We start from the raw sequence: 17227 nt of genomic DNA, 5'->3' as shown, positions 1-17227 counted from the left end.
ACGCGAGCCGCCGGCACCCAACACCCGAGGTCTCATGAGACTCCTCTCCCGGCACTGGCCTCGCATCGCCGTCACGCTGATTCCGCTGGTCTTTGCCTTGCTGCATGCCGGCGGCGTCCTGCGTATCGGCGTGCTGCAGCGCCTGGACGACATCATTTACGACGCGCGCCTTCGCGCGACCATGCCCCACACCCTGGATGAGCGCATCGTCATCGTCGACATCGACGAGAAAAGCCTGGCCGAAGTCGGCCGCTGGCCCTGGGGGCGCAACAGGCTGGCCGAACTGGTCGAGGAGCTCCAGGACCGCCAGAAGACGGCCTTGCTGGGTTTCGACGTGGTGTTCGCGGAAGCCGACGAAAGCTCGGGCCTGAAGCGGCTCAAGCAGCTGGCGCAGGCGGAACTGAAGGACCAGCCCGGCTTTGCTGAAAAGCTCAACCAGCTACAGGCCGGTCTGGATTACGACGCGGTGTTCGCCAAGTCCATTGAAAGGCGGCCGGTCGTCATGGGCTACTACTTCACCAGCGACCGGGACGGACGCGTCAACGGAATGTTGCCGGCACCCGTCATGGACCGCGATGCGCTGGGCGGGCGTCCCATCAAGTTCACCAGCTGGAATGGTTACGGGGCCAACATCGAGCTGCTGGCCAAGGCCGCGCCGCTGGGGGGCTTTTTCAACTCCATCACCGAAGGCGACGGTGTCGTTCGCTCCATTCCCCTGCTGGCGGAATACAAGGGCCAGTACTACGAGTCGCTGGCGCTGGCCATGTTTCGCATGCTGGTCGGCCTGCCCAAGGTCGAGCCCGGTTTTCCGCCGGAAAAATTCCTCACGCGCAATTACCAGGGGCTGGAGAGCATTTTGCTAAAGCAAGGCGGCAAGACCCTGGCGATTCCGGTCGACGACCGGGTCGCCACGCTGGTGCCGTTTCGGGGCAACGGTGGCGCCAATGGCGGCTCCTTCCGCTACATCTCGGCGGCTGACGTGCTGGCCAAGCGCCTGGCGCCTGGCGCGCTCAAGGACAAGATCGTCCTGGTCGGCACCACGGCGCCGGGGTTGCTCGATTTACGGGTCACGCCGGTCGGTGAGACCTATCCCGGCGTGGAAACCCACGCCAACGTGATCTCCGGCTTCCTGGACGGCAAGGTCTTCGTCAAGCCCGATTACGCCGTCGGGTTCGAGATCGTCATCCTGCTGCTGTCCGGTCTCACGCTCGCCTTCGCGTTGCCGCTGTTGTCGGCTTCGCGCGCGGTGCTGGTCAGCCTGGCGGTGATTGCCGCCATTGCCGGGCTCAATTTCTGGCTGTATGCCGGTTACGGCCTGGTGCTGCCGCTGGCCAGCGCCCTGGTCATGGCGCTGACGGCCTTCGCGCTGAACATGAGTTACGGGTATTTTGTTGAAAGCCGTTCCAAGCGCGAGCTGGCCAACCTGTTCGGCACCTATGTGCCGCCCGAGTTGGTGGACGAGATGGTGAAAGACCCCGACAGCTACAGCATGAAGGCGACTACCAAGGAGCTGACCGTCATGTTCTGCGACATGCGCGGCTTCACCAAGATGTCGGAGACCATGGAGCCGACCCAGCTTCAGGCGCTGCTCAACAGCGTCTTCAACCGGCTGACGGACCTGATACGCGGCAACCGCGGCACCATCGACAAATACATGGGCGACTGCGTCATGGCATTCTGGGGCGCACCCGTCGATACGCCCGACCACGCCGCGCTGGCCGTGAAAACGGCGCTTGAGATGTCCAACGCCATCCTCAAGATCAATGAAGAACACAAGGCCAAGGGTTTACCCGAGATCGGCATCGGCATAGGCCTGAACACAGGCACCATGTGCGTAGGGGACATGGGGTCGGACATCCGCCGCAGTTACACCGTGATTGGCGATGCCGTGAACCTGGGCTCGCGCCTGGAGGGCCTGTCCAAGACCTACGGCGTCGACATCGTGGTCAGCGAGTCCACCCGAAAGCTGGCCGGCGACTTTGCATGGCAGGAACTGGACAAAGTCCGCGTGAAGGGCAAAGATCAGGCTGTCGCCATTTTTTGGCCCCTGGCACTGGCGGAGCGGATCGACAAGGACAATGCCCTGGAACTGAAAACCTGGGGCATGGCCCTGAAATCCTACCGTGCCCAGGACTGGGACCAATGCGACGTGCAACTGCTCAATTTACAGCGGGGAAATGGCAAAAAGTTCCTTTACCGGCTGTATGCGGAGCGTGTAGCCTCCATGAGGCTGTTGCCGTTTGATCCGGAGTGGGATGGCGCGACCAATTTTGAGACCAAATAATATAAAAGACCAACCCAGGGCCAACCGGAAAACCTCATGAAAGTACGTGTACTCGGCTGCTCGGGAGCCATCGCCAAGGACTGCCGGACCACGTCTTTTCTGCTCGACCATGATTTGCTGGTCGACGCCGGCACGGGTGTCGGCGACCTCTCGCTCGATGAGATGGCCGGCATCGACCACGTGCTGCTGACGCATTCGCACCTGGACCACGTCGCAGCGCTGCCGCTCATGGTGGACGCCATCGCGGCGCGGCGGACGACGCCGATACAGATTCATGCCCTGCAAGGCACCATCGATGCGCTCAAGGCGCACATCTTCAACAACACCATCTGGCCGGATTTCTCCAGGATTCCCACGCCCGCGGCGCCGTTCATCAGCTTTCATCCGCTTGAGGTAGGGCAGACCTTGCTGCTGGCGGGAAAGCACGTGGAGGTATTGCCGGCCGTGCACACCGTGCCGGCCGTGGGATATGCCGTGGCCACCGGCAAAGGCTGCTGGGTGTTCACCGGCGACACCGAACAGAACCCCGCCCTGTGGGCCCGCATCAACCAGATGAACGTGGCCATGCTGGTCATAGAAACCGCTTTCAGCAACCGCGAGCGCGACCTGGCCAAGCGCAGCCTGCACCTGTCGCCCCACGCCCTTGCCAATGAGCTCGACTGCATAGAGCGCGGAAAGAATTACCCGATTTACATCACACACACCAAGCCTGCCGAGACCGATCTCATCATGGCCGAGATACAGCGTTTTGACCAAACCCGCCCGTTTGGCCCCAACGTTTCGCACGATATCCGGTGGTTGCGGGCGGGCCAGGAGTTTGAACTATGAGCGCCGTATTGCAACGAGATCCCCAGGACGAGTTTTTTGACTCGCAGATGCTGCCGCCGCAGGAGCGCGGCGTTACCTTCGAGGCGCTGTACTTCCGGCAGCTGCAGCTGGTCACCAACCGCATCCATGAAACCGAAAACATCGACCAGATCATGCTGGAGGCGAGCCAGGACATCTGCAAACTCTTCAACGCCGACCGCTTGACCCTGTACGCGGTCAACGAGGACCGCACGTCCATTGTGTCCAAGGTCAAGACGGGCCTGAACACCAGTCGCGACCTGAAGCTGCCGGTCAGCGCGCAAAGCATCGCCGGCTACGTGGCCATGTCCCGCCAGATGGTCAACATCGCCGACGTCTACGACGAAGAGGCCCTCAAGAAAATCCACCCGGCACTGAGCTTCCTCCAGGAGGTCGACAAGCGCTCCGGCTACCGGACCAAGCAGATGCTGGTGGCGCCCGTCATGGACGGAGACACGCTGTACGGCGTCCTGCAGGTCATCAACAACCGAAGCGACCAGCCTTTTGGAAAACTTGAGGAGGACGGCGCGCGCCAGCTGTGCCAGACGCTGGGCATCGCGATACGCCAGCGCATGCAGAGGGCGGAGGACGGCCAGCGCCGCAAGGCCACCAAGTACGACGGGCTGGTCACTGAGGGCGTGCTGTCTCAGGACGAGCTGCGGCAGTGCATCCAGCGCGCGCGCGAGGAAGGCAAGTCGGTCGAGCACATGCTGATGGCCGGCTACCATATCCGCCCCGCCCAGATCGGGCAGTCGCTGGCCAAATTCTTCGGCGTGGGCTACGAGCCCTTCAATGCCGGCCGGATACGCTCCGAGATGCTGCACGGCCCGCTCAAGCGGGAATTCATCGGGCAACAAGGCTGGATACCGCTGGAAGAAACCACCGACGGCCTGGTGATCATGTGCATGGACCCGGAAGCCGTGCGCGGCTCGCGCGTCGTTCCGCAGGTGTTTCCGCGCATCACCAAATTTGCCTACCGCGCCACCACCCAGACCGAGTTCGACGAGACGCTGAGCCAGTTGTTCGGCACCGGCGCCGACAACAGCTCCATCGACCAGCTGCTGGCCGACATGGACTCGCCGCTGGAAGGCGACGCCATCGACGACAGTTCGCTGGAATCCGCGGCCGCCGACAACGAGCTGGTCAAGTTCGTCAACAAGGTCATCATCGACGCCTACAACCAGAAGGTCTCGGACATCCACATAGAGCCCATGCCCGGCAAGGCCAAGACCGGCATCCGCTTTCGCATTGACGGCACCTTGCAGCCCTATATCGAGGTGCCGGCGCAGTTCCGCCAGGCCATGATCACCCGGCTCAAGATCATGTGCGACCTGGATATTTCCGAAAAGCGCAAGCCGCAGGACGGCAAGATCAAGTTCAAGAAATACGGACCGCTGGACATCGAGCTGCGCGTGGCCACGATTCCCTCCGCGGGCGGCGTGGAAGACGTGGTCATGCGTATCCTGGCCGCCGGCGAGCCGATTCCACTCGAAAAGCTCGGCCTCACGGCCAACAACAAGGAGCGGCTGGAAAAAACCATCTCCAAGCCCTACGGCCTCTTCTATGTGTGCGGCCCCACGGGCTCCGGCAAGACCACGACGCTGCACTCCATCCTGAAATTCCTCAACACGCCGGACACCAAAATCTGGACAGCCGAGGATCCGGTCGAAATCACCCAAAAAGGCCTGCGCCAGGTGCAGATCAACCGCAAGGCCGGCATCGACTTCGCGCTGGTCATGCGCGCCTTCCTGCGAGCCGACCCGGACATCATCATGGTCGGCGAGTCGCGCGACAAGGAAACCGTGGCCATGGGCGTCGAGGCCTCGCTCACGGGCCACATGGTGTTTTCAACCCTGCACACCAACTCCGCGCCCGAGTCCATCACCCGTCTGCTGGACATGGGCATGGACCCCTTCAACTTCGCCGACGCGTTGCTGGGCATCCTGGCGCAACGCTTGGCCAAAAAGCTGTGTGACTGCAAGGAAGCTCACATCTTGAGCTCGCAGGAAATCAAGGATTTCATCAAGGAATACTCCGAAGAGCTGCGGCACACCGACGCCTGGAAAGCCGATGAGGGGGGCGAGTCGCAAAAGCTGTTTGAAGACTGGATGGAGCGCTACGGCAAGGACGGCAAGCTCACCGTGTACCGCGCCGTGGGCTGCGACAAATGCGGCAAGACCGGCTACAAGGGCCGGATCGGCCTGCATGAACTCATGATTGCCGACGACGCCGCGAAAAAGCTGATCCAGGAACGCGCCCGCGTGGCCGAGTTGTTTGCCAGCGCGGTCAGCAGCGGCATGCACACGCTGAAGATGGACGGCATGGAGAAGGTGCTGATGGGGCTGACGGACCTGAAGATGGTTCGTTCGGTTTGCATCAAGTGATGGAGATGGGCGCGGCGTTTAAGCCTGTGTTGCCGACGCCCGCCCTGCGGTTATTCAATGAAAACGGAGTTCACTGGTAAATGTTGCTTTTACTCCTCAAAAACATTCTTTCGGCGCCGAAGGCGGATCGGCGCACCGAAATAAGCGCTCTCGACAGCAGTCCCGTGGAACGGAAAGCCGACGTCAAGAGCGTCCTGAACGTGGGGGGCAGCAAACAAATACCGATTCCGAGCCACTTCGTGGGCTGGAAGCACGACCTGCTGGACATCGATCCCCGGGGTGGACCAGAGCTTGTTTGTGACGCACGCGAATTAAGAACGTTAACGGGAGGCGTCTACGATGCCGTGTACTGTTCGCATAACCTCGAGCATTATTACCGTCATGAAGGCTTGAATGTCGTCCGCGGCTTTCATCACATGTTGAACGAAACGGGATTTGCCGAAATTCGCGTTCCGGATATTGCACAGGTCATGAAGGCCTTGCGCGAGCGGGAACTGGATTTGGACGATATTTTGTATCAAAGCCCCGCGGGACCCATTTCGGCGCATGACGTGGTCTATGGTCTGCAAACTGAAATACAGGAGAGCGGCCAGGATTTTTTCGCGCATAAAACCGGGTTCACTCCCCAATCGTTGCGGAAAATCCTGATGGATGGCGGATTTCCGGTGGTGTATGTCAGCACGAGTCAGAGTGTCCTCGCCGTTCACGCGCTGGCGTTTAAGGTCTCGCCTACCGTCGAGCAGTACGCCTTGCTTGAGTACACCTGGAACCTGAAGTCGGCGTAGTTCAAATCAGCGGCTGTGCGGGCGGGTTCTGGGAAGGCCGGCGCGCCTGCGCAGCACACCAGGTGCGCCACATATCACGCAAGGCAGTTTCGAAGTGGCTTGCGAAGCGTGAGGCGTCAAAGATCGCTGAGGCCAACACTTGCTGGCGCAGGCCGCTTCGTAACGCCGCCAAGGCCTGCAAATCATTGGCATGCGCTACCGCGCGAGCAACATAGTCCTGCAGATCAGCGGCCACCCATTCGGACAAACCGGCATTCATCAACAGGCCGACGCCCTGGCGTGCCAGGAAGCGTTCGCCGGCCAGCGTTAAAGCCGGAACACCCATCCATAAGCCCTCCACTGTGGTGGTCCCGCCCGGGAAGGGGAACGGGTCGAGGGCGATATCCACCCGCTGGTAAGCCGACAGATAACTTGCCCTGGGAACGTATCCTTCAAACATCAGCCGGTCGGGAGCGACGCCGTAGGCGGCGAAGCGCTCACAGGTGCTTTGCTGCACCGACGCTTCCCCGAACTGCTGGTACTTCAGAAACAGGCGGCTACCCGGAACCGCATGGAGCACGCGTGACCATAGCGCAACCACGGCGTCGTTCATTTTGCTGAGGTTGTTGAAACTTCCGAAAGTCACATACCCATTTGCGAGCGCCGGCAGAGGGCCAACGTCCACATCGGAGGCCGGCGGCGTAAAGCACAGCCGGGTTTCGGGCAGGCGCCAGATTTTCTCGCTGAAGTGGGCTTCCTGGTCGGGTGCAAGGGTCCAGGGGTCGGCGATGAGGTAATCGATGGCGGTAACCCCCGTCGTGGCGAAATACCCCAGCCAGGTCGCCTGCACGGGAGCCGGTTTGCGGGCAAACACCGGCAAGCGGTTGTACGCTGTGTGTCCGGAAAGGTCAATCAGGATATCGATGCCATCATCCCGGATGCGCCGGGCGAAGGCATCGTCCGAGAGTTGCTGTACGGCAAGCCAGCCCTTGCAAAGGGCCTGCAGGCGCCGGCTTGTTGCGTCGTCGTCGCTGTGATTGGAATAAGCGAACAGCTCGATCCGCCCGGAGGCCTGAGAAGAGAGGGCCGCCATCACGCCCTCCAGGAAATAGCCCACCGGATGGTCGCGCAGATCGCCGGAAACAAAACCTACACGCAGGCGCCGTTCGGCGTCGGGCGGATTCAGCCACTCCGTACAGCAGGGCGCCAGCCGCGCGGCCATCTCGCCAAAGCGCCGGGCGTCCGCAAGCGACACTGCGGCAGGCTGGTCCGCCAAATAGTTATGAATGAACAGCAGGTTATTGTGCGCCAGGGCACAGTCCGGATCCAGTTCAAGCGCACGTCGCACGCTGGTGAGCGCCGATTCAAATTGGCCCAGATCCTTCAATGCGTTGGTCAAGCCGACATGGGTGTCCGCATTGTCCGGCCGTATGCTGAGCGCGCGCCGGAAGCTCGCGATGGCGGCCTGGGGCTGGTCCATCATTGCCAGTGTGATGCCAACGTTAAGGTGCCCATCCGCGTTGCCCGGCTCACTTTTTATCGCCCGCTGGAAATGTTCCAGCGCCTTCTCATACTGTCCAAGTTGACCCAATACGGAACCCAGGCTGTTATGCGCCGGCGCATAGCCGGCCCGGATATCCAGGGCCCTCTGATGACACGCTGTTGCCTGCTCAAGTTGCCCCCGCTCCTGAAAAACCAGGCCGAGGTTGTGATGCGTTTCAACCGAAGCAGGGTTGATCTTGAGTGCGTGGCTATAGCAGGCGATGGCCTCGTCAAGATCGCCGAGTTCTTTGAGCGTACTTCCGAGGTTGCTGTACGCTTCCATCAAGCCGGGATCGATCCCCACCGCGCGCCGATAGCTGGAAATGGCCTCGTCGAAACGCCCCAAACCGTGCAGGGCAATCCCCCGGCTGTGATGAGCCTGCGCGTCATCGGGGTTGAGGGCCAGAGCGGTATCAATGCTGGCGATTGCCTCCTCGGTCTGTCCTGATTCCATCATCACGCGGCCCAGCGTGCGATGCAGATCCGCGGAGTCTGGCCTGCTTTCCGCGGCGCGCTTATAGCTGTTGGTCGCCTCGCGAGACTCTCCCAGCTGACTGAGTGCCATGCCGAGGCTGACGTGCGCGTCGGTGAAGTCGGGTTTCAAGGCAATGGCCCTTCGGCAGGCGGCCATTGCTTCGCGGGGGTTTCCCAATTGCAGGTGGGCACTACCTATGTTGTAGTGCGCTGCGGCTGAATCTGGTTTGTATTTCACAGCCTGCTCATAGGCGGCCAGTGCGCCCGCCGCGTCGCCCTTGTCCAACAATATGTTGCCTCGGTTGAAGTGAGCGCGCGCGAGTTCAGGCTTCAAGTGAATAGCTTCCTCATAACGCGTCAAGGCTTCTTCCTGTTGCCCTCTGTCCTCAAGCGTCATTCCTTCCTCAAGAAGGCGCTCTGCCTCGCTCGTGTCTGCCGCTGCCGCACTTTCGATGGGTCTGGCGGGCCCGGCTGGTGCTTTCAGAAAACGATCAAACAGTCCCATCTGTTTTTTCTAACCCGGCGATGGAGTGCGGTGATGCCGGGCACACCATTTTTGCCACATTTCATGCAGGGCGGTCTCGAAACGCCGTGCAAAGCGAGATGCATCAAAGACAGGCGAATCCAGCACCTGCTGTCGCAAACCGCGCCGTAGCGAAGCCAGACGCTGCAGATCCCCGGCATGCGATACCGCGCGCGCCAGGTAATCGCGAGTGTCGGTAGCGATCCATTCGGGCAGGCCTGCATTCATCAGCAGGCCGAAGCCCTGACGCGACAGAAAACGCTCACCGGCCAAGGTCAACACAGGAATGCCCATCCACAAAGCCTCCGCAGTGGTAGTTCCGCCTGGAAACGGGAAAGGATCAAGGGCGATATCTACACGCTGATACGTCGCTAGATAGCTTGACCTGGAAGCGTAACTTTCAAAAATCAGTCGCTCAGGCTTGATGCCGTGGGCCGCGAAGCGATCACGCGTGTTTTGCCGTACGGACGCTTCCCCGAGTTGCTGGTATTTGAGGAACAGGCGGCTGTCCGGCACCGCATTCAAAACCTGCGCCCACAACGTCACCACGGCATCATTCATTTTGCTCAGGTTGTTGAAGCTGCCAAACGTCACGTAGCCGTTGGCCAGCGCCGGCAAAGGACCGACCGCCACATCTTCGGCAGGCGCCGTAAAACAAAGACGGGTTTCAGGCAGGCGCCATATCTGCTCGCTGAAATTGACTTCCTGATCCGGTGGAAGCGTCCAAGGGTCGGCGATGAAGTAGTCGATGGCGGCCACGCCGGTCGTGGCGAAATAGCCAAGCCAGCTTACCTGGATGGGCGCCGGTTTCCAGGCAAACATCGTCAGCCGGTTGTGCGCCGTATGCCCGGACAGGTCTATCAGGATGTCAATGCCATCTTCCGTGATGCGCTGCGCCAAAGCCTCGTCGGAAAGCCCGACCACCGAATGCCAGCTTTTACAGCAAGCGCGCAGCCGCGCGCTTGTCTCATCGTCACAGGTAAAAGTGGGATAAGCAAACAACTCAAGCCTGCCCCCAGGGCGGGATGCCAGTGCCTTCAGCACGCCCTCCAGAAAAAAACCGACCGGATGGCCGCTGAGGTCGCCTGACACAAAGCCCACCCGCAGCACCCGCTCGGGATCGGGTGGGTTTTGCCATTTTGTACGAGGCTGCGCCAGCCGCTCGGCGACTTCACCAAACCGCTTCGCGTCCGCCAGCAACTGCCCGGCGGGCAGGTCGGCCACGTAGTTATGGATGAACAGCAGGTTGTTGTGCGCCAGAACACTATCCGGGTCGATTGTCAGTGCCTGATGCAGGGTTTTCGATGCCTCGGCAAGGCGACCGATATCTTTCAGAACGCCGCCAAGGTTCGAGTAAGCGTTGGCGTAATCCCCTTTGGTCCTGATGGCGCGCTCAAAGCTTTCGATGGATTCGGTGAGCCTGTTGGTGCGACTGAAAATTACGCCGAGATTGTTATGGGCCTCCGCAAGCTGTGGATCGATCTCCAGCGCACGGCGACAACTTGCCTCGGCTTGGTCGAGTTTGCCGAGACTCTTCAACACGCTGCCGTGGTTGGAGTGGGCGATTGCGGAGTCGGGATTAATGTCCAGGGCCCGTTGATAGCTTTGTGCGGCGGCTTCGTCTTGCCCAAGGGCCTGCAATACACTGCCTATGTTGATGTGGGCAGCCGCAAACCCTGGTCGAAGGGACAAAGCCTTTTGAAAGTAGAGTAGCGCAGCGTCCATTTGATGACGCTTTCTCATAGTGAGGCCCAGGCTGTTGTGGGCTTCCGCTGAGCCGGGTTCAATCTCAAGCGTGCGGCGCAGGCACTGTTCGGCCGGGTCAAGTTGTCCAAGCTCCAGCAGGGCAACGCCCTGGTTCAGGCTGGCCTCCGGGTTGTCGGGCTCGATGTCCAATGCGCGGCGATAGCTGGCGACGGCATCGCTGTGCTGGCCCTGGTCTCCTTGGCTGTTGCCGAGTTGAACCCAGGTCGCCGCATTGTCTGGCGCGATTTGCGCCGCCCGGCGGTAGTGGGTGATCGCCTCCTCCATCTTCCCAAGAGCCTGCAAAGCGCTGCCCAGGTTCGTATGGGTGGCTGCATTGTTGGGATCCGCCTCCAGGGCGCGCTGAAAATAGGATGCTGCCTGGTCAGCCTGCTTTTCTGCAAGCAATATGACGCCAAGGTTGTTGCAAGCCGCTATGTGATCGGGCTTTATCGCGAGGGCTTGACGGTAGAACTCCTTTGCTCGATCAGGCTGTTCGAGATCCTGCTCGGCAAGGCCTTGGTTAAAACGGGTCTCGGCATAACCGGACTCAACCTCAAGCGCCACTTCAAGTGCGGCATGGGCATCCGCAAAATCCGGCTTCAGTGCGACCGCCTGCCGGTAGGCCACAACGGCGGCCTCTGGCGCCCCGAGGCGCAGACAGGCATTGCCCATGTTGAAATGCGCTGCGGCCGAATCCGGTTTGTACAGGATAGCCTCCTCGTAAGCCTCGAGCGCGCTCTGCGCATCGCCGCGGTCCAGCAAGATGTTGCCGCGGTTGAAGTGGGCCCGTGCGAGCGTCGGCATCAAATCAATGGCCGATTGATAACAACTCAAGGCTTCGTCCAGCTCACCCTGCTGTTCAAGCTGCAACCCTTTTTCCAGCCAGTGTTCGGCATTCCGGCCAGCATCCAATGCCACGTCACCGGCAAGGCTCACGGCACCACTTTTGCGCTGTGTCAATCGATCAAAAAGTCCCATTGCTCATTTACTCTGTAAGGCCGCTGAAGCCGGCTGGGGATGAGATGCATCAAGCGCCAACTGTGCGGCCCCTTTGATTGATGGGAACAAAACCTTGCTGATTCTATAATCGCCGCACGAGCAACACTATCAGGGATCTATATGGCACTGGCTTGGTTTGACGCCGGCGAGGCGAAAAAATTTGGCGTATCTCTTGCGCAATTTTTCCTAGAAAGAATCCCAAAGGCATCGCAAAAAGGGGACAAGGAATTTGCCAAAAAAGTGGACTACATCCTCGAAAAGATGGTAGTGCAGATTGTTCAATTCAAAGCGCAACATACACTGAATACCTATAAGAAAGCCCAGCTTGGAAACGTTTTCAAATGGGCGCTTCTTGATGCCGGAATTTCGGCGGATTACGCCGACGAGATGACAACCTGGCTGATGCAGAAAATTGGATAAGCCGCCGGCAACCCTTCACACGAGACGGTGCGACAAAAATGTCAGATCAACCCCCGGTCTTGACAAAAATCGGCGTTGGTAATCGCAATTTTTGCCTTTTTTCGGTAAAAAGCAAAGATCCAGAGGCTCGCGCAGCGCTGGCATGAAAACTGCAGAACTCTGATGCCTTTTCAGTTTTATTGTTCTTCATTAAGGAGTTTTTTCATGAAGCGTTCTATCCAGCAGGGTTTCACCCTGATCGAATTGATGATCGTTGTCGCGATCATCGGTATTTTGGCTGCCGTGGCTTTGCCCGCTTATCAGGACTACATGGTTCGCGCCAAAATGTCCGAAGTCATCTTGGCTGGTTCCGCCGGCCGTACGGCTGTCTCGGAAACCTATTCACAGAAAAACACCATGTCGTTGTCGCGCGACTCGATGGGCATACAGGACCAAGTCACCAAGTATGTGGCTTCCGTTACCTACTCCGGCACCGACACCAGCGGTGACATCATTGTGACCACCAAGACTGATGCCGGCTTGCCAGCGCTTGCTTCGGGCAAGACCGTTATCTTGCGCGGTGAAGCGCAAACGGGTACCGGCCAAGTGCTGTGGAAGTGCGGCAAGGGCACCTCAACCGCCGGCGTGGACACCAAGTACCTGCCAAGCTCTTGCAAAGATTTCTGATCGATTGAGCTGTCAAAAAAGCCCCTTGGCCTTTCGCCAAGGGGCTTTTTCTTTTTCCTCTCATCCTTCCCTTCATTCTTCTGCTTATGCGGATATCGCACCTCTTCACGCTGGCTGGATTTTTTGCCAGTGCCGTTCTCCTTGCCGTCTATTGGCCGGGCTTGCATGGAGGCTTTTTTTTCGACGATGGGCCCAGCATCCTTCTCGCGCAAGGCGTTCGCCTGGAAAACCTGTCGCTCGAATCGATTCATCAAGCGCTCGTGAGTGGCGGTGCCGGCCCTTCCGGGCGGCCGGTGGCCCAGCTGAGCTTTGCGCTCAATTATTATTTCAGCGGTTTTGACCCTTTTGCCTTCAAGGCGACCAATCTCGCGATTCACTTTGCTTGTGGCGTCATCGTGTTTGCCCTGGCGCTTCGTTTGCTCATGGCGACTGCGCCCGCCGCGAAGCGTCAAGATGCCTTGATCGCCTCCAGCGCAGTGGCTGCGTTGTGGTTGTTGCAGCCCATACAGCTTCTGCCGGTTCTGCACGTTGTGCAACGCATGACGAGTTTGTCGGCGTTCTTTCTTCTTGCCGCGCTGTTGCTTCATGTTTTCGGGCGGGAACGCGGCGACCGGACAGGCGTTGCCTGGATTCTGATGGCCTGGGGAATCTTGTGGCCTTTGTCTTTTTTCAGCAAGGAGACGGGGGTACTTTTCCCCCTCTTCGCACTTGCCTGGGAAGTGATCTTGCACAGAGCCTCGATTGGCAAGCTGGACCGCTTTGCCCGCGGCCTTGTTGCTTTGGTGAGCCTAGTTCTGATTGCGGGTGCCGTATATGTGCTTCTTGGCGGCGCTCGATGGTTGTGGGCGGGCTACGATCTTCGCGCGTTCTCGCTTATGGAACGCGTACTGTCGGAGGCTCGAATACTCTGGTTCTATCTCGGCCTGATGATTGCGCCGCGCATTGCCGCGTTTGGGCTGTATCACGACGACATTGCTATTTCCACCGGCCTGCTCTCTCCGTGGACAACCTTGCCCGCGTTGCTCGGGCTCGCCGGCCTGGTCTGGCTTGCCTGGCGGCTGAGAAAAAGCGCGCCGCTCGCGGCCTTCGGCATCGCCTGGTTCCTGATCGGCCACGCCCTGGAGTCCACCGTGTTGCCGCTGGAACTCGCCCACGAGCACCGGAACTACCTTCCCCTTCTTGGCGTCTTGCTGGCAGCAGGTTGGGCGCTGGCGCGCGCGCTGGAGGACGGGCGGTACCGGCCGGTGGGGATTGCACTTGCGGGCACTGTCCTGGTCTATACCTGTTTTGTCACCGGACTGCGCGCCAACCAGTTTGGCGAGGATTTGCGGCGCACCCAGATCGAGGCGCAACATCATCCGGCATCGGCGCAGGCTCGGCACGAGGCGGGGATTGCACTGGCGAACCTGCCGCAGGCGGCCGCCCCGGACTCGCGAATTTACGCCCTTGCCCGCAATCACTATGAAGCGGCCGGTGAAGTCGACCCGGATTTCAAAATGAGCCTGCTCGGATTGATCCAGCTGGACTGCAAGGCAAAAAAGACACTGGACCGAGCCGCATTCGACGAGTTGTCTCGTCGTTTGCATCAAGCACGCTTCGCGCCGGGCGACAGAAGCGTGCTGTACAGTCTCAAGTTAATGGCCATTGAAGGAACGGCATGCATGAGCAGGCCGGAAGTGGACGGTTTGTTCACCTCCGCTATTGCCAACCCCGGTGTCTCCCCTTATGTGCAGGCTATCCTGCATTCTTGGCATGCCGACTATTTGTGGCTGCACGAACGCGATCTGGCGGCCGCCCGGCGCGCGCTGGAACAATCGCTCGCGCTGAGCCCAGGCAATCCCAGCAATCGCCTCAAGTGGGCACAACTGGTATTGATTTCAGGGGAGCGAGAGCAGGCGATGCGTTTGCTGCGTGACCTGCAAGGCGAGAATCTTTCGGCGGACGAACGCCAGACGCTCAACGAATTGCTCGCTGCAAAATAACATAATGCGGCACTGACGCGAATTGCCAAAGGGTTCCATGATCCACACAGCCAAAGTTTCTATCGTGATTCCCGCCAGGAACGAGGCGGAAAACCTGCGCGGCGTCCTGCCTCGTCTCGTGACCCTTCTGCCTGAAGCGGAGATACTGGTTGTCGACGATGGCTCCAGCGACGACACGGCTGCCATGTGTACCGAATCAAAGGTCAAGCACCTGAGGCATCCCTATCCCAAAGGCAATGGCGCGGCCATCAAGACCGGGGCCCGCGCCGCGCAAGGCGAAGTGATCGTTTTTATGGATGGCGACGGCCAGCACAAACCCGAAGATGTTCCGGTCCTGCTTGAGAAATTCCACGAGGGCTACGATATGGTTGTGGGCGCGCGTCAGAGGGGCTCGCAGGCAGGTCTTCACCGCGCTGCGGCCAACGACATCTTCAGCCGTTTCGCCAGTTGGATGGTGATGCAGCCGATTGCCGATCTGACTTCCGGGTTCAGGGTGGTTCGCGCTTCCAAGTTCAGGCAGTTCCTTTACCTGCTGCCAAACGGGTTTTCGTATCCGACAACGATCACCATGAGTTTTTTCCGCGCCGGGTATAGCGTGGCTTATGTGCCTATTCACTCACCCCGCAGGGCTAACGGCGCCAGCCATATTCATCCCTTGCGCGACGGTGTGCGCTTTCTGTTGATCATCATCAAGATAGGCACACTCTTTTCGCCGCAAAAGCTTTTCCTGCCCATCAGTGGAGGGTTTTTCCTGACGGGCCTTGCCTACTATCTGTATACCTACCTGACCGCTGGTCGATTCACCAATATGAGCGCGTTGTTATTCATCTCCGCGGTGTTCACTTTTTTGATCGGTATCGTTTCCGAGCAGATCTCGGCCTTGCATTACAAGAACATTGATACCAGCGACCGCTCAGACGAATAGCGTGGCGCAAGACAAAAGGCTTCCTGCCGTCCGCATATTGAGGAAAGCCCATCTCCATCATGATTTTTAACTCCATGCGTTTCTCCAATTTTCGCAACATGTTGCCGATGGGGCTGGCAATGCTCGCGGTGGGAATGGCATTGGGGTTGATGCAGTACGCAACGGGTGGGCGGGTCGCTTACACGATGGATTCTTTGACGTACCGGGACGCGGCGCACCACTTCGTGGCCGGCCACCCGATGCAGGCGACCAACGTGCTAGCTCAGACGCCAGAATTGCAACCCCTGCTGAACTGGCCGCCCGCTTATCCGGCGCTGTGGGCGTCCGGCCTGAGTCTTACAGGTGGCGTGATCGACGAGGTGCCTTCCCTGTTGAACCCGGCGCTCCTGGTGATCACCACCCTGGCCATGTTCTGGATCTGCTGGAAGGCGACCGGCAATCCCGTGGTCGCCGCTGCCATTGCAGCCGTGAACGCTTTCACCCCGACTCACATGATTGTCTACGGCCATGCGTGGAGCGAGACGCTGTTCATTCCCTTGCTGCTGCTGGCGTATGCCTCCTTCTGGAAATACCGGATATCCGGGGAAAAATTCATCTGGCTTGCGATCGCGGCCCTCCTGACGGGAAGCGCCAACTGGGTGCGGTACGTGGGCGCGGTCTTTCTGCCCATACTCGGCTTTTCGGTCCTTGCTGCGTCGAACTCGGCCTTGGGCAAGAGAATTTCCCATGCAACCGGGGCGATGCTGCTGGGCGCGGCGTTGGTCCTTCCCTTGTGGCTTCGCAACTGGCAACTGGCCGGGAACATATCAGGATCGGCTCGCGGGGGTGCCCCGAAGGTTGACCGGTGGTTTGAAGACCTGACGGCTATCGTTGATCTGTTCGAGCACTGCTTTTTCGCTTTCAGCATGGTGCTGAGGGCAAACCTTGAAATCCCGATACTCGTCGCGGTTGCCTTTGTGGCCTATCGGGCATTTCGCAGCAACGGCGTGCAATGGCGGCGCCTTCCGCAAGCCTGGCTGCCAATGGTCTGGATGGCGGGGTATCTGCTATTCCTCCTTTACGCCAGGAAAATCCAGACAACGGTCGACCTGGATTTGCGCATGGTGGCCGTGGTGTTTCCCTTTTTGCTTGTCGCGATGGCTCCCGCGATCAACGCCGCATTTTCGGATCGCTTCCTGGACACCCGAAAAATACTGGCTGTTTTGCTGTTGGCTCTGCTGGTCTATTCCGGCCTTGACCAGGCGTACGTGATCCGCAACAACTATGCATCGGACGGGATACCTCGCTGGCGGACCAACTTCGGCCTTGGTTACCGCGATTTGCGAGACACTTCACCGACAAGCCGTGCGCTGGTGGAAAATCTTCAGGGCGTAGATTCGTCCACGTTGATATTGACGGACTACAGGGCAATTCATCTGCGATACCTTACAGGGAAAAAAGTCTATGCGCCTAACGGAAATAATTGTGGCGCCTGGGCGGACGTTCCGGCTGGCGGCGTATTGTTCATTGGCGCCACTGAACCTCCGCTCTGGGCAATCGACTGTCTGAAGGGCTCATCACAATGGCGGCTGCAACGCGCCACCGGGCGGGCCGCACCGTCGACGCATGTGGATTGACGGTTCTGGCTCGCGTGACGTCGAGATAAACCAGACGGCACAATGCTGCGCGTCAG

11 protein-coding genes are annotated in these 17227 nt (G+C 59.5%); 9 read left to right on the top strand and 2 right to left on the bottom strand.

Features of this window, described 5'->3' with window-relative positions:
* Nucleotides 1-34: 34 nt before the first annotated feature.
* From ACLV74_RS09840 to ACLV74_RS09825, 4 genes are all read left to right on the top strand, one after another.
* Complete coding sequence (locus tag ACLV74_RS09840; RefSeq protein WP_411879213.1) at nucleotides 35-2284, top strand: CHASE2 domain-containing protein; 2250 nt, start codon at nucleotides 35-37, stop codon at nucleotides 2282-2284.
* 36 nt (nucleotides 2285-2320) lie between these two features.
* Nucleotides 2321-3112, top strand: coding sequence for a 3',5'-cyclic-nucleotide phosphodiesterase (locus tag ACLV74_RS09835; RefSeq protein ID WP_411879212.1), 792 nt, complete (start codon nucleotides 2321-2323; stop codon nucleotides 3110-3112).
* Nucleotides 3109-5514 (top strand): GspE/PulE family protein, encoded by a 2406-nt coding sequence (locus ACLV74_RS09830; protein WP_411879211.1) that lies wholly within the window; start codon nucleotides 3109-3111, stop codon nucleotides 5512-5514. Before ACLV74_RS09835 ends, ACLV74_RS09830 begins: the two co-directional genes overlap by 4 nt.
* A gap of 80 nt (nucleotides 5515-5594) precedes the next feature.
* Entirely contained in the window at nucleotides 5595-6299 is a 705-nt protein-coding gene (locus tag ACLV74_RS09825; protein WP_411879210.1) for a hypothetical protein, read from the top strand.
* 1 nt (nucleotide 6300) lies between these two features.
* Here ACLV74_RS09825 and ACLV74_RS09820 read toward each other — a convergent pair whose 3' ends face one another.
* Both ACLV74_RS09820 and ACLV74_RS09815 read right to left on the bottom strand, forming a co-directional pair.
* On the bottom strand, nucleotides 6301-8799 hold the full coding sequence (locus ACLV74_RS09820; RefSeq protein ID WP_411879209.1) for a tetratricopeptide repeat protein: 2499 nt from the start codon (nucleotides 8797-8799) through the stop codon (nucleotides 6301-6303).
* Nucleotides 8800-8808: 9 nt separating this feature from the next.
* Complete coding sequence (locus tag ACLV74_RS09815; RefSeq protein WP_411879208.1) at nucleotides 8809-11541, bottom strand: tetratricopeptide repeat protein; 2733 nt, start codon at nucleotides 11539-11541, stop codon at nucleotides 8809-8811.
* 141 nt (nucleotides 11542-11682) lie between these two features.
* Here ACLV74_RS09815 and ACLV74_RS09810 point away from each other — a divergent pair, with 141 nt between their 5' ends.
* The 5 genes from ACLV74_RS09810 (at nucleotide 11683) to ACLV74_RS09790 (ending at nucleotide 17171) form a co-directional block, all read left to right on the top strand.
* The gene (locus tag ACLV74_RS09810; protein WP_411879207.1) at nucleotides 11683-11982 is read left to right on the top strand and encodes a hypothetical protein; all 300 of its coding nucleotides are present in this window, start codon (nucleotides 11683-11685) and stop codon (nucleotides 11980-11982) included.
* Between the two features lie 204 nt (nucleotides 11983-12186).
* Nucleotides 12187-12648 (top strand): pilin, encoded by a 462-nt coding sequence (locus tag ACLV74_RS09805; RefSeq protein WP_411879206.1) that lies wholly within the window; start codon nucleotides 12187-12189, stop codon nucleotides 12646-12648.
* 86 nt (nucleotides 12649-12734) lie between these two features.
* Complete coding sequence (locus ACLV74_RS09800; RefSeq protein WP_411879205.1) at nucleotides 12735-14630, top strand: pilus assembly protein PilF; 1896 nt, start codon at nucleotides 12735-12737, stop codon at nucleotides 14628-14630.
* A gap of 37 nt (nucleotides 14631-14667) precedes the next feature.
* Nucleotides 14668-15555 (top strand): glycosyltransferase family 2 protein, encoded by an 888-nt coding sequence (locus tag ACLV74_RS09795; RefSeq protein WP_411879204.1) that lies wholly within the window; start codon nucleotides 14668-14670, stop codon nucleotides 15553-15555.
* Nucleotides 15556-15614: 59 nt separating this feature from the next.
* Nucleotides 15615-17171 carry a hypothetical protein gene (locus ACLV74_RS09790; RefSeq protein ID WP_411879203.1) on the top strand — a complete coding sequence of 519 codons (1557 nt, stop codon included), beginning with the start codon at nucleotides 15615-15617 and terminating at the stop codon, nucleotides 17169-17171.
* The last annotated feature ends 56 nt before the right edge of the window (nucleotides 17172-17227 follow it).

Source organism: Polaromonas sp. YR568 (assembly GCF_943369415.1).
GTDB lineage: Bacteria > Pseudomonadota > Gammaproteobacteria > Burkholderiales > Burkholderiaceae_C > Polaromonas.
The sequence above is the reverse complement of the archived record's forward strand: the minus strand, read 5'-3'. Positions and strand labels throughout refer to the sequence as shown.

Excerpts from the sequence above, each read along its gene's own strand:
- ACLV74_RS09840 (WP_411879213.1), top strand. The coding sequence starts at position 35 with ATGAGACTCCTCTCCCGGCACTGGCCTCGCATCGCCGTCACGCTGATT.
- ACLV74_RS09835 (WP_411879212.1), top strand. The coding sequence starts at position 2,321 with ATGAAAGTACGTGTACTCGGCTGCTCGGGAGCCATCGCCAAGGACTGC.
- ACLV74_RS09830 (WP_411879211.1), top strand. The coding sequence starts at position 3,109 with ATGAGCGCCGTATTGCAACGAGATCCCCAGGACGAGTTTTTTGACTCG.
- ACLV74_RS09825 (WP_411879210.1), top strand. The coding sequence starts at position 5,595 with ATGTTGCTTTTACTCCTCAAAAACATTCTTTCGGCGCCGAAGGCGGAT.
- ACLV74_RS09820 (WP_411879209.1), bottom strand. The coding sequence starts at position 8,799 with ATGGGACTGTTTGATCGTTTTCTGAAAGCACCAGCCGGGCCCGCCAGA.
- ACLV74_RS09815 (WP_411879208.1), bottom strand. The coding sequence starts at position 11,541 with ATGGGACTTTTTGATCGATTGACACAGCGCAAAAGTGGTGCCGTGAGC.
- ACLV74_RS09810 (WP_411879207.1), top strand. The coding sequence starts at position 11,683 with ATGGCACTGGCTTGGTTTGACGCCGGCGAGGCGAAAAAATTTGGCGTA.
- ACLV74_RS09805 (WP_411879206.1), top strand. The coding sequence starts at position 12,187 with ATGAAGCGTTCTATCCAGCAGGGTTTCACCCTGATCGAATTGATGATC.
- ACLV74_RS09800 (WP_411879205.1), top strand. The coding sequence starts at position 12,735 with ATGCGGATATCGCACCTCTTCACGCTGGCTGGATTTTTTGCCAGTGCC.
- ACLV74_RS09795 (WP_411879204.1), top strand. The coding sequence starts at position 14,668 with ATGATCCACACAGCCAAAGTTTCTATCGTGATTCCCGCCAGGAACGAG.
- ACLV74_RS09790 (WP_411879203.1), top strand. The coding sequence starts at position 15,615 with ATGATTTTTAACTCCATGCGTTTCTCCAATTTTCGCAACATGTTGCCG.